Annotated in this window: 13 protein-coding genes; 8 read left to right on the top strand and 5 right to left on the bottom strand. The window is 62.4% G+C overall.

What is annotated here, in order from left to right:
- Positions 1-148: 148 nt before the first annotated feature.
- Positions 149-1,027 (bottom strand): LysR substrate-binding domain-containing protein, encoded by an 879-nt coding sequence (locus PSH87_RS07780; protein ID WP_305433038.1) that lies wholly within the window; start codon positions 1,025-1,027, stop codon positions 149-151.
- 111 nt (positions 1,028-1,138) lie between these two features.
- Between PSH87_RS07780 and PSH87_RS07775 the strand changes: the two genes are divergently transcribed.
- The 4 genes from PSH87_RS07775 (at position 1,139) to PSH87_RS07760 (ending at position 6,707) form a co-directional block, all read left to right on the top strand.
- Positions 1,139-2,764, top strand: coding sequence for a 5-guanidino-2-oxopentanoate decarboxylase (locus PSH87_RS07775; RefSeq protein WP_305433037.1), 1,626 nt, complete (start codon positions 1,139-1,141; stop codon positions 2,762-2,764).
- Complete coding sequence (locus PSH87_RS07770; RefSeq protein WP_305433036.1) at positions 2,761-4,191, top strand: aldehyde dehydrogenase family protein; 1,431 nt, start codon at positions 2,761-2,763, stop codon at positions 4,189-4,191. The genes PSH87_RS07775 and PSH87_RS07770 overlap by 4 nt, the downstream gene beginning before the upstream one ends.
- Positions 4,192-4,446: 255 nt before the next feature.
- Entirely contained in the window at positions 4,447-5,634 is a 1,188-nt protein-coding gene (locus PSH87_RS07765; RefSeq protein ID WP_017736311.1) for a cyanate transporter, read from the top strand.
- 137 nt (positions 5,635-5,771) lie between these two features.
- A complete protein-coding gene (locus PSH87_RS07760; RefSeq protein WP_305433035.1) occupies positions 5,772-6,707 on the top strand; it encodes a LysR family transcriptional regulator in 936 nt (311 codons plus the stop codon).
- Positions 6,708-6,711: 4 nt separating this feature from the next.
- On the opposite strand, the gene PSH87_RS07755 is transcribed toward PSH87_RS07760, so the two are convergent.
- Together PSH87_RS07755 and PSH87_RS07750 are read right to left on the bottom strand one after the other, a co-directional pair.
- Positions 6,712-7,074: a 5-carboxymethyl-2-hydroxymuconate Delta-isomerase gene (locus PSH87_RS07755; protein WP_017736313.1), complete on the bottom strand. Its 363-nt coding sequence runs from the start codon at positions 7,072-7,074 to the stop codon at positions 6,712-6,714.
- A 55-nt stretch (positions 7,075-7,129) separates the two neighbouring features.
- On the bottom strand, positions 7,130-8,053 hold the full coding sequence (locus PSH87_RS07750) for a LysR substrate-binding domain-containing protein (protein ID WP_017736314.1): 924 nt from the start codon (positions 8,051-8,053) through the stop codon (positions 7,130-7,132).
- Positions 8,054-8,112: 59 nt separating this feature from the next.
- Here PSH87_RS07750 and PSH87_RS07745 point away from each other — a divergent pair, with 59 nt between their 5' ends.
- Together PSH87_RS07745 and PSH87_RS07740 are read left to right on the top strand one after the other, a co-directional pair.
- Positions 8,113-8,361: a hypothetical protein gene (locus PSH87_RS07745; protein WP_305433034.1), complete on the top strand. Its 249-nt coding sequence runs from the start codon at positions 8,113-8,115 to the stop codon at positions 8,359-8,361.
- 40 nt (positions 8,362-8,401) lie between these two features.
- Positions 8,402-8,794, top strand: coding sequence for a VOC family protein (locus PSH87_RS07740; RefSeq protein WP_017736316.1), 393 nt, complete (start codon positions 8,402-8,404; stop codon positions 8,792-8,794).
- Positions 8,795-8,936: 142 nt separating this feature from the next.
- Here the strand turns inward: PSH87_RS07740 and PSH87_RS07735 are convergent, their stop codons facing one another.
- Positions 8,937-9,080: a hypothetical protein gene (locus PSH87_RS07735; protein WP_177325329.1), complete on the bottom strand. Its 144-nt coding sequence runs from the start codon at positions 9,078-9,080 to the stop codon at positions 8,937-8,939.
- 198 nt (positions 9,081-9,278) lie between these two features.
- Between PSH87_RS07735 and PSH87_RS07730 the strand changes: the two genes are divergently transcribed.
- Together PSH87_RS07730 and PSH87_RS07725 are read left to right on the top strand one after the other, a co-directional pair.
- Positions 9,279-10,583 carry an MFS transporter gene (locus PSH87_RS07730; protein WP_017736317.1) on the top strand — a complete coding sequence of 435 codons (1,305 nt, stop codon included), beginning with the start codon at positions 9,279-9,281 and terminating at the stop codon, positions 10,581-10,583.
- Positions 10,583-11,335: a substrate-binding domain-containing protein gene (locus PSH87_RS07725; RefSeq protein WP_305433033.1), complete on the top strand. Its 753-nt coding sequence runs from the start codon at positions 10,583-10,585 to the stop codon at positions 11,333-11,335. The genes PSH87_RS07730 and PSH87_RS07725 overlap by 1 nt, the downstream gene beginning before the upstream one ends.
- Here PSH87_RS07725 and PSH87_RS07720 read toward each other — a convergent pair.
- The gene (locus tag PSH87_RS07720) at positions 11,327-12,229 is read right to left on the bottom strand and encodes a LysR family transcriptional regulator (RefSeq protein ID WP_017736319.1); all 903 of its coding nucleotides are present in this window, start codon (positions 12,227-12,229) and stop codon (positions 11,327-11,329) included. The genes PSH87_RS07725 and PSH87_RS07720 overlap by 9 nt on opposite strands.
- Between the last annotated feature and the right edge of the window lie 168 nt (positions 12,230-12,397).

Here is a 12,397-nt window from a genome sequence, read left to right as displayed (position 1 = left end):
CCCACAGGGGATTGGGTTTGCACGCCAGATCAGGTTTGCACCGGTCAAACTGTGGGAGCTGGCTTGCCTGCGATGGCGGTGGGTCAGCTGCCTCTGTGTTGACTGACAGGCCGCTATCGCAGGCAAGCCAGCTCCCACACTTGGATGCTCAGTGTTGTGAAGATTGTGCCTCGCTGACCAACCAATCCATTAAAGCCTCAAGCCCCTCCGACGGCGCCGTCCCCGGCGGGTGCACCAGGTAGTACCCCATCCCCGTCGGCACCCGCAGCGCAAACGGCATCACCAACCGCCCCGCCTTCACATCCTCGCCAATCAGCGCACTGTCGCCAATCGCCACGCCCGAGCCCTGGGATGCCACCGTCATCGCCAGATCCAGGGTTTCAAAATGATGCCCCTGGGCCAGGTTGCTCAAGTGCGTGTTCGCGGCTTTCAGCCACAACGCCCAATCGCGCTCGTCGCGCGTGGGGTGCAGCAGCACCTGTTGCTGCAAATCCAGTGGGCGCTGCAACTCGCCGAGCAGCGCGGGGGCGCAGACCGGGGTGAGTTGCTCATCGAACAAATGCCGCGCCTCGGCCGGTTGTTCGGCGATGGGCGCGTAGATCAGTGCCGCGTCGAATTGTTCGCGGCGAAAATCCACGCTGTAGGCCACGGTGGTGGTGAGTTCCACCGGCACGTCCGGGCGTTCCTTTTGCCATTGCATCAGGCGCGGCAGCAGCCAGCGCATCACGCAGGTGGAGGCCTTGAGTTGCAGGGTCTGGCGGCGACGGCCGATCTGTTCCACGGCGTCACCGATCAGGCCGAATACCTGCTGCGCGCGCAGTGACCATTCGCGGCCTTCGTCGGTGAGGCTCAAGCCGCGCGCCTGGCGTTGGAACAGGGCGTAGCCCAAATGGCTTTCCAGCCCGGCGATCTGCCGGCTCACCGCACCTTGGGTGATGTGCAGTTGCTCGGCGGCGCGGGTGAAATTGCAGCACTGCGCGGTAACCCAGAACGTGTGCAGCGCGGGCAGCGGTGGAAGGCGTTTCATCGCGGTTCAGCCATGACGTGGGGACATGGCTAGTATGACTTTTTATCGATTGTTGCCGCTACCGGCCAACCGCTCCAATACCGCCTCGAATCCCTAACAAGAGCGACCTCAATGGCGACCTGCGGCGAAGTATTGGTCAACCTCCTCGAAGGCTACGGCGTGGACCAGGTGTTTGGCATCCCTGGCGTGCACACCGTGGAGTTGTATCGCGGCCTGGCCCGCTCGGGCATCCGTCACGTCACCCCGCGCCACGAACAGGGCGCCGGTTTTATGGCCGACGGCTACGCGCGCACCAGCGGCAAACCCGGCGTGTGTTTCATCATCACCGGCCCGGGCATGACCAATATCACCACGGCCATGGGCCAGGCCTATGCCGACTCGATCCCGATGCTGGTGATTTCCAGCGTGCAATCGCGCAGCCAATTGGGCGGCGGGCGGGGCAAGTTGCATGAGCTGCCGAACCAGGGCGCGATGATGGCCGGGGTGGCGGCGTTCTCCCATACGTTGATGTCGGCAGCGGAGTTGCCCGGTGTGTTGGCGCGGGCGTTTGCGCTGTTCCAGGCTGGGCGACCGCGACCGGTGCACATCGAGATTCCACTGGATGTGCTGGTGGAAAACGCCGATGCGCTGCTGGGCAGTGAGCCGGTCAGCGTGGCGCGCGCAGGGGCCGCGCCGGCGGCGGTGAAGCAGATGAGCCAGTTGCTGGCGGCGGCCAAGCGGCCATTGATTTTGGCCGGTGGCGGCGCCATCGATGCAGCGCCCGCGTTGACCCAGCTTGCAGATGCGCTTGGCGCGCCGGTCGCGCTGACGATCAACGCCAAGGGCATGTTGCCGTCGACCCATCCGTTGCTGATCGGCTCGACCCAAACCCTGGTCGCCACCCGCGCCCTGGTGGCCGAAGCGGACGTGGTGCTGGCCATCGGCACCGAGCTGGCCGAGACCGACTATGACGTCACCTTTGCCGGCGGCTTCAAGATCCCCGGCGCCTTGCTGCGTATCGATATCGACGCCGACCAGACCGTGCGCAACTACCCGCCGCAGGTGGCGTTGGTGGCCGACGCGCAGATCGCCGCCGAGGCGCTGCTACAGGCATTGAGCAGCCAGCCATTGGCACCGCGCGAAACCCACTGGGGCGCGCAGCGTGTCGCGCAATTGTGGACCGAACTGGCGCCCACCTGGGACGCCGCCACCCGCGCGCAAACCCTGTTCCTCGACACCGTCCTGCAAGAGCTGCCCGCCGCCGTCATCGTCGGCGACTCCACCCAACCGGTGTACAGCGCCAACCTCACGCTGAACCTCGACCACCCGCGCCGCTGGTTCAACTCGTCCACCGGCTACGGCACCCTGGGCTACGCATTGCCCGCCGCCATCGGCGCGTGGCTGGGGCGTGGCGACGGGCAACCGGTGGTGTGCCTGATCGGCGACGGCGGCCTGCAATTCACCCTGGCGGAACTGGCCAGCGCCGTGGAAGCGCGCACGCCGATCATCGTGCTGCTGTGGAATAACCAGGGCTACGAAGAGATCAAGAAATACATGGTCAACCGCGCCATCGAACCGGTCGGCGTGGACATCTACACCCCGGACTTTATCGGCGTGGCCAAGGCACTCGGTTGCACCGCCGAACGCATCCAGGGCATTGAGCATTTGCGCAGCGCCTTGCGCGCCGCCACGGATCGCCAGGGGCCGACGCTGATTGAAATCGACCAGACACTTTGGATGCAGGCGGTGGCGCAATGAACGGTGTGTATATCAACGGTGAGTGGCGTGAAGGCAACCAGGTGCTGGAGGTGATCAACCCGGCCACCGAAGCGCTGCTCGCGCACGTCAGCGGGGGCGACGCCGCAGCGGTGACACTGGCGGTGGATGCCGCCAGTGCCGCCTTTGCCGACTGGTCGAAAAGCACCGGGCGTGATCGCGCCGCGCTGTTGCGCAAGATCGCCGAGGGCGTTGGCGCGCAGCGTGAACAACTGATGCACCTGCAATCGAGCAACAACGGCAAGCCGCTGTTCGAAGCGGGTATCGATGTGGATGACGTGATCGCCACCTTCGAGTACTACGCCGCTATCGCCGAAGACATGGATGCCGAGCAAGACCGCCCAGTGGAACTGCCCAGTGCGGATTTCAGCGCACGTCTGCGCCGTGAACCCTGCGGCGTGGTCGGGCTGATCGTGCCGTGGAATTTCCCGATGGTGACCACCGCCTGGAAACTGGCACCGGCCCTCGCCGCCGGTTGCTGCGTGGTGCTCAAGCCGTCGGAAGTCACGCCGCTGGCCGAACTGCAACTGGCGCGGATCATCGCCGACGCGGGCTTGCCGGCGGGCGTGTTCAACCTGGTATGCGGCACTGGCCTGGCGGTGGGCGCACCGCTGGCGGCGGACCCTCGGGTGGCGAAGATTTCCTTCACCGGCAGCAACGCGGTGGGCGTGCAGGTGATGCAACGCGCGGCCGAAACCATCAAGGGCGTGAGCCTGGAATTGGGCGGTAAATCTTCGCTACTGGTATTGGCCGATGCCGACCTCGACCTGGCCGTGGAGCTGGCGTGTGGCGGGGGCTTTTTCAATGCCGGGCAGATGTGTTCGGCGACCAGTCGTGTGTTGGTGGCTGACAATTTGGCGGACGAATTCCTACTGCGCTTGCAGCTTCGGGCTGAAGGCATTCGTGTCGCCGATCCCTTTGCCGACGACGTGGAAATGGGCGCGCTGATCAACCGCGCGCAGTACCAGCGGGTGCTCGGGCATGTCCAGCGCGGCATCAAGGACGGCGCACGGTTGCTGTGTGGCGGGGAGCGTCCGGCGGGGCTGGAGAAAGGCTTTTTCATTCGGCCGACGGTGTTCACCGAGGTGCCGCTGGACAGTGCGTTGTGGAACGAAGAAATCTTTGGCCCGGTGTTGTGTGTCAGACGTTTTGCCACTGAGGACGAGGCTGTTGCCTTGGCCAACGACAGCGATTTCGGCCTGGTGGCCAGCGTGGTCAGTAGCGATGCCGACACCGCCGAGCGCGTGGCCAATGCCTTGCAAGCCGGGCTGGTGTGGATCAACGCGCCGCAGGTGATCTTCCCGCAGACGGCGTGGGGCGGCTACAAGCAGAGCAGCATCGGGAGAGAGCTGGGGCCGTGGGGGTTGGCGGCGTTTCAGGAGGTCAAGCATGTGATCAGATCCATCTGACACCGAAAATCCCCCTGTGAAATGAGGAACAACTGTGGGAGCTGGCTTGCCTGCGATAGCGGTGTATCAGTCGCTGGAGATGTTGACTGATGGACCGCTATCGCAGGCAAGCCAGCTCCCACATAAACTAGTTTCCACATTTAGAGAGGTGGTGTTTCAGAGACCCGCATTTTTTCAATAGTGCCTGCGACTTTCTCATTTGCCCCCCTGCCTCGCCCATGGCCTGATTCGCCCTCGCTCATTCAAGGCAGGCCCATGGAAAACGTTCAGGCAAAACCCACCACCGCCGTTTGGCTGATGATCAGCGTGGTGCTGGTCGCCCTTAACCTGCGTCCGTCGATGGCGGCCGTGGGCCCGTTGCTGTCGTCGATTCGCGGCGACGTGCCGCTGAGTTTCAGCAGCGCCGCGTTGCTGACCATGTTGCCGGTGATGGCCATGGGGCTGGCGATGTTTTTTGGCATGGGCGTGGCCAGGCGCCTCGGTGAGCACCGCAGCATTGTGCTGTCGCTGGTGGTGATTGGCGTGGCGACGCTGTCGCGGCTGTTCCTGGATTCGGCGCTGGAGCTGATCGTCAGCGCGATTGCCGCCGGGGTCGGGATTGCCTTGATCCAGGCGTTGATGCCGGCGCTGATCAAGTCGCGGTTCAGCGCCAACGTTTCGCTGTTCATGGGTTTGTACGTGACCGCCATCATGGGCGGCGCGGCGCTGGCGGCGTCGTTCGCGCCGTTCGTGCAGGTGCAGACCGGCAGTTGGCGGATCGGCCTGGCGGTGTGGGCGGTGCTCGCCGGGTTGGCGCTGGTGTTCTGGTACGCGCAACGCGCGGCATTGCCGCCGTTGCCACAGGCCGGTTCCGCTCAGCAGGAGTCGTTTTTCGGCAACCGGCGCGCCTGGCTGCTGGCGATCTTTTTTGGTCTCGGTACGGCGTCCTACACCTGCGTACTCGCCTGGCTGGCGCCGTACTACGTGGAGCAAGGCTGGAGTGAACAGAACGCCGGTTTGCTGCTGGGCTTTTTGACCGCGATGGAAGTGGTCTCCGGCCTGGTCACCCCGGCCATCGCCAACCGCCGCCAGGATAAACGCGGCGTGGTCGCGGTGCTGCTGGTGTTGATCATCCTCGGCTTCTGCGGCCTGATCCTCAGCCCGCAACACCTCAGCCTGTTGTGGCCTTGCCTGCTGGGCCTGGGCATTGGTGGCCTGTTCCCGATGAGCCTGATCCTGTCCCTCGACCACCTGGACAACCCGCGCCGCGCCGGCGGCCTCACGGCCTTTGTGCAAGGCATCGGCTACCTGATCGCGGGCTTGTCACCGCTGATCGCCGGGATGATCCGTGACCAGTTGGGCAGCTTCGAATGGGCCTGGTGGGCGCTGACGGCGGTGGTGGTGGTGATGCTGCTGATCGTCACACGCTTCAATCCCCAGCATTACGCGCGGCATATCCGCTGAGGTCGTGTTGCTAACAGTATTTGTCCCACGCCAAACATAGAATCGCCCTACAGAGCTTTCTAATGGCACGACCGTTCCGTTAAGCTTTTGCGCTGTCTTGTACTGAGTTCGGTACAACGGGTTTACGGACGAAACCGATGTTAAACAGTAACTTGCTCAGAAAGCTCGATATGCAGGACCTGATGGTGTTTATCGCCGTCTACGACCAGAGCAGCGTTACCGATGTGTCCGAAACGTTGTTCGTCAGCCAGTCCACCGTGAGCTACAGCCTGAAGAAACTGCGCACCAGTTTTGAAGATGAGTTGTTTATCAACACGCGGGCGGGCATGCGTCCGACGTACAAGGCCACCAGCATGTATGGCCATGTGCAGAAGATCCTCGAAAGCATCAACCTGTGCCACGCCGGTGGCCAGGCGTTCGATCCGACGCAAAAGGCGATGACCTTCAATGTGTGCGCGCCGGAATACTTCGAACAGTTGATCCTGCCGCGCCTGCTGAAGACCTTCGACCGTGCCGACCTGCCGGTGATCGTCAATGTGCAGAAGCTGGAAACCGACATCCCCGCCGACGACCTGCGTGAAGGCCGCCTGGACCTGGTGATCTGCTTCGGCCCGCACTTTCATCGCGCCCATAAAGACTTCAAGACGCAGATGCTGCTGGAAGACGACCTGGTATGCGTGTTCGACAAGCGCTCAGCGCCGAGGGAGCCGGCGTTCAGCCTGCAATCCTTTGTCGAACGGCGCCATGTGTTTCCCACGCCGTGGACGTCCGACACCAACATGATCGACGGCTGGCTGGGGCGCCAGGCCCACAAGCGCCAGGTGATCGCCCGCGCCAACAGCTACGGCGCGGCGCTGAAGATGATCACCGGCACTGACTTCATCGTGACCCTGCCGCGCCGCGTGCAAAAACTGCTGGCACCGGCCAGCGTGTTTGGCCATTGCGAAGCGCCCAACGGGTTGCCGGGGTTCACCCTGGACATGCAGTGGAATGAAACCAGTGAACAGGACAGTGCCAATACCTGGTTTCGTGAGCAGGTGGTGAAGGTGTGCGCGGATCAGGGCTTGTTGTAATCCATCAGCCGATGGCGACTTTGCTGTAGGAATCGCGATCCATGTCTACCAGCAGGACACTCAGCTGAACCTGGATACCCTCTGGCCAGTCGCCCAGATCCTGCAAGGCTGCCAGCAGGCTTTCCGACAACTGCTTCTTGACCTGCGGCGAGCGACCGCTGAGCAGTGACAACTTCACCGCGACAAAGCCGCGTGGATCGAGGGACGTGCCCACCTGGAACGTCTCGACCTTGACCGCTCGACTTTTGATATCGAATTCGGACCCGAACTGGCCAGACACCATCAGCACGTTATTGAGCCGCAACAGGGTTTTCTCAACGGCAAGGCCTGTCAGGTTGGCGGTGTATTCCAGGTGCAGGTGTGGCATGGGTGGCTCCGAGACAAACGTGGGAAGATTCCTAGATATATCACGGATAAAACCCTCAGGCTTGGCTTGCCTGCCCCCGGTCACTCATAAACGCTTCCAGCCGTGAGCGCACCCAGCGCTCGGCCGGGTCGGTGTCCACATGGCTGAGCCAGACCATGGACAAATCCAGGGTCGGCGTCTCGAACGGAAACGGCTCACAAAACAAGTGGCCCGACACGGCCATAGCCTCGGCGGTGTAGTCCGGCAGGCTGGCGATCAGGTCGGTGCCGGCCAGCAGCGCCGGCAACGCGCTGTATTGCGGCACCGACAACACCACCTGGCGCTTGCGACCGATTTCCGCCAGCCACTCATCGGCAAAACCCGACACGTTGGCGGTGTGGGACACCAGCACATGGGGGCGTGAGCAATATTCATCGAGGGTCAGCGGTGTGTCGGACGCGTCGGCACGCAGGATGCGCGGGAGGATATGGCGCAGCAGCTTGCGCTTGGCATTCGCCGGCAGGCCACGGGTCTGGGTGATGCCCACGGTGATGTCACCGGACGCGAGCAGATCGGGAATGCGCCAGTAGTCCACATGCTGCACCACGAACACCACATTCGGCGCTTCCTGGCGCAAGCTGCGCAGCAACGGTGGCAACAGGCCAAACTCGACATCATCGGAGAGGCCGATGCGAAAGGTCATGGTGCTGATGGACGGGTCGAAGTCGTGGGTCAGGCTCAAGGCCGACGACAGCGAATCCAGGGCCGGCGACAGGTGCTGGATGATTTCCTCGGCGCGCGCCGTGGGTTCCATGCGGTGGCCGACGCGAATGAACAGCGGGTCGTTGAACAAGGTGCGCAAACGGTTGAGCGCCGAACTGATGGTGGGCTGGCCGAGAAACAGCTTTTCGGCGACCCGCGTGACGTTGCGCTCCAGCATCAGTGCTTCGAAGACCACCATCAGGTTGATGTCGGCCTTGCGTAATTCATTGCGATTCATCGGCGCCTGCCCCTTCCCCAAGACAAGCCGCAGTTTAGAAAGCCCGTGGGGCTGCGTCTATGTGCACACTGTTCATCGGAGGGCTTTGGGACTATAAATCAGCTTTCCCGGGTCACAGGAACACCATCGTGCTGGTCATTATTGCCTTGGCCATTGTCGTGGCCGGGTTCTGCCTGTGGGTTATCCGATTTGTCGCACACCCCACGGTGAGGACATTGCTGCGGGTATTTGTCGGTTTGTGCCTGGCGGCACTGTTAGCTTTCCTGGTGCTGGCCTGGGGGTTTCCCATTGCGCTGTTGGTCTCATAACCCAACTTACTGTCACTCTTTGAGCAAGGAACGCTGAATCATGAAATTTGCCTACACCATCCTCTACGTGCCCGACGTGGCCGCCTCCCTGGAATTTTTCGAAAAGGCCTTCGGTTTCAGTCGCCGTTTCCTGCATGAGTCGGGGACGTACGGTGAGCTGGAAACCGGTGAGACCACCCTTTCGTTTGCCGCGCATGAACTGGGCGAGATGAATTTCAAGGGCGGGCATGTGCAGGCGCATGCGTCCAAACAACCCTTGGGCATGGAGGTGGGGTTTGTGACTGAAGATGTGCTTGTCGCCCATGCCAACGCTCTTGCGCAGGGCGCCACCGAGTTGTCGGCCCCGAGCGCCAAGCCTTGGGGGCAAGTGGTGTCTTATGTGCGTTGCCCGGATGGCACATTGGTGGAGCTGTGTACCCCGATCCAGGGTTGAACATAGAGCCCCTGTGGGAGCTGGCTTGCCTGCGATGGCGGCGGGTCAGCCAATGAATTCACAGCTGACCCTCCGCTATCGCGGGCAAGCCCGCTCCCACATAAGCCAGCTCCCACAGGTTTGACCTTCGCTGTCTGACGGATCAGGGCTTGAGCGGCCGCTCCTGATCCCGTTCGGAAAGTTCTGTACCGTCATCCGGATGCTTCCAGGTCTGTGGCTTTTCTTCCTCTCGTCGCCGAGGCTGCTCAGCCTTTGGCGCTTCCCGTGGTTTCTGTTCGTCAGTCATGTCCATCTCCCGTCCTTAAGAATGGGTCGCACCTTCAAGCATAGAACAGGGCCGGCCTTTTCGACGGGCCTGGCGATTGATAGCCAATGCGCATTAATCCATCCAAATTTGTCACTTATCATTTCTAAATGTGTCAGCCACTATCCTAGGTCTTAGGCGAAACAAGCACTTCAAAAAGAACGCTGGAGACACAAAACCATGACTAGCCCTACCAGGCCCGACGCTGCCCGCTCGAAAGTTGGCGCGGTATTTCGCGTTACTTCGGGCAACTTCCTCGAACAGTTCGACTTCTTCCTGTTCGGTTTCTACGCCACCTACATCGCTGCCGCGTTCTTCCCCGCCGCTAATGAGTTTGCGTCATTAATGATGACCTTCGCCGTGTTCGGCGCGGGCTTCCTGATGCGTCCGCTGGGCGCGATCATTCTGGGTGCCTACATCGATGACGTCGGCCGCCGCAAAGGGTTGATCGTGACCCTGTCGATCATGGCCAGCGGTACGCTGCTGATCGTGCTGGTGCCGGGTTATCACACCATTGGCTTGTGGGCCCCGCTGCTGGTGCTGCTGGGCCGCCTGCTGCAAGGCTTCTCGGCCGGTGCGGAACTCGGCGGTGTGTCGGTGTACCTGGCGGAAATGGCCACCCCGGGCCGCAAAGGCTTCTACACCAGCTGGCAATCGGGCAGCCAACAGATCTCCATCGTGGTCGCCGCCGCACTGGGTTATGGCTTGAACGTGTGGATGGAACCGGCCGTGGTGGCCGATTGGGGCTGGCGCATTCCGTTTGCCGTCGGTTGCGTGATCATTCCGTTTATCTTTGTGCTGCGCCGCAACCTGCAGGAAACCGAAGAGTTCGCCAACCGCAAGCATCGCCCGACCATGCGCGAAGTGCTGGCCACCCTGGTGACGAACTGGACCGTGGTCATCGGCGGCATGCTCATGGTGGCGATGACCACCACCGCGTTCTACCTGATCACCGTGTACGCGCCGACCTTCGGCAAGACCGTGCTGCAACTGAGTACCTCCGATGCGTTGCTGGTGACGTTGTTGGTGGCCGTGTCGAACTTTGTCTGGCTGCCCATCGGCGGCACCCTGAGCGACCGTTTCGGCCGCAAGCCGGTGCTGATCGCCATGACCACGCTGACTGTTCTGACGGCTTATCCAGCGCTGTCCTACGTGGTCAACGCGCCCAGCTTTGCCCATATGCTGGAGACCCTGCTGTGGTTCTCCTTCCTCTATGGCATGTACAACGGCGCGATGATCCCGGCGCTCACCGAGATCATGCCGGTGGAAGTGCGGGTGGCGGGCTTCTCCCTGGCCTATAGCCTGGCGACCGCGATCTTTGGCGGCTTCACCCCGGCGATCTCCACCTGGTTCATCCACATCACCGCAGACAAGGCCTCGCCGGCCTACTGGATGATGTTCGCGGCAGCCTGCGCCCTGTGCTCGACCCTGGCGTTGTATCGCCGCGCCAACACGCGCGGGCAGGTGATGCAGGAGGCTTCGTAATGAAGCTTATGCCCCTGATGGCCCTGGCTTTCGGCGCGCTGGCGCTGACGGCCCAGGCCGAAGAGCTCAAGGTGATGACCTCCGGCGGCTTCACCGCTGCCTATAAACTGCTGGGCCCGCAGTATGCCCAGCAGAGCGGCGACACCCTGGACACCATCCTCGGCCCGTCGATGGGCAAGGCGCCGGAAGCGATTCCCAACCGCCTGGCCCGTGGCGAACATGCGGACGTGGTGATCATGGTCGGCTATGCCCTCGATGAGTTGATCAAACAAGGCAAGGTTGACAAGGCCTCCCGCGTGGAACTGGCGGACTCGCGCATCGGCCTGGTGGTGAAGGCCGGCGCGGCCAAACCGGCGATCGGCACCGATGCCGAACTCAAGGCCGTGCTCAGCCAGGCCAAGTCGGTGGCGTATTCCGACAGCGCCAGCGGCGTGTATGTGCAGAAGGAGTTGTTCCACAAACTCGGCATGCCGGCCAAGGGCAACATGATCGAACGCATCCCGGTGGCCTCCGTGGTGGCCAAGGGGGACTACGACGTCGGTCTGCAACAGGTCGCGGAATTGTTACCGGTGCCGGGGGTGACTTACGTCGGCAAGATCCCGGAAGACGTGCAATCGGTAACGCGTTTTGCGGCGGGCATTCCGGTGAATGCCGAACATCCGGCCGAGGCCAAGGCGCTGCTGCAATTCCTCGCCTCGCCCGCAGCGCAACCGGTGGTGCAGTCCACCGGGCTGGACTCGGTGTCACGCTGACCGGAACGGCATCTCCCGCACCAACCGCTCCAACTCCAGCGCCGCCGGTGGCAATGTCCGCCCGCGGCGTTTGATCAAGCCCACATTGCGCATCACCTGCGGCTCCACCAGCGGCACGCTGACCAGAATCGGATGCTCGTTCGCCGGCATGGCAATCGATGGCACCATCGCCACCCCAAGCCCCGCCTCCACCAGGCCGATCATGGTGGTCACGTGGTGCGTCTCGCAGATGCTCGGCTTTTTCACCCGCACGCCACGCAGCGCCTGATCCAGCAGGAAACGGTTGCCGGAGGTCTTGTCCACGGTGATGTAGTCGTGCTCGTAGGCTTCGGCCCAAGGCACGCTCTCGCGCCCCGCCAGCGGATGATCGCGACGACAGGCCAGCACATAGCGCTCCTGCAACAGCAACTCGAACTCCACTTCGTCGGCCAGGCTGCCGCTGAAACTCACGCCGAAATCCGCCTCGCCACTTTCCACCGCATTGCACACCTCGCCGGCACTGGCATCCAGCACACGCAGGCGAATCTTCGGATACAGCTTGTGGAATTCGGAGATCACGTGGGGCATGAAGTAGTACGCGGTAGACGGCACACAGGCGATGGTGACGTTGCCCATGCGCGTCGAGGCCACGTTGCTGATGCCCATCAGCGCGATGTCGAGGTCGTCGAGCATGCGCTCCACCTGCGGCAGGAACGCGCGCCCGACCATGGTCAGGCTGACTCGCCGCGTGGTGCGTTCGAACAGCTTGACGTCGAGGGCGGACTCCAGTTTTTCGATGCGCCGGCTGAGGGCTGGCTGCGAAATCCGGATGGCCTCGGCGGCGCCGCGAAAACTGCCCTTGTCCACCACGGCGCGAAAGGCTTGGAGATCGTTGAGGTCGAAGTTGATGATCACGAGGAGGGGCCAGTGAGGTCGATTTGCCGGACAGTATCGTACGAATATCCCGACAACAGGCCTACGCGCATTTAAAAAAACCCCTCACCTGCGTAGTCTGCATGCCGAATCCAATTGACTGAGCGATCAATGACCACCGCATCCAATAACAAAAACCCATTGCGTCTC

It is taken from the genome of Pseudomonas sp. FP453, from assembly GCF_030687495.1.
GTDB lineage: Bacteria > Pseudomonadota > Gammaproteobacteria > Pseudomonadales > Pseudomonadaceae > Aquipseudomonas.
This window is presented reverse-complemented; position numbering and strand designations above follow the sequence as displayed.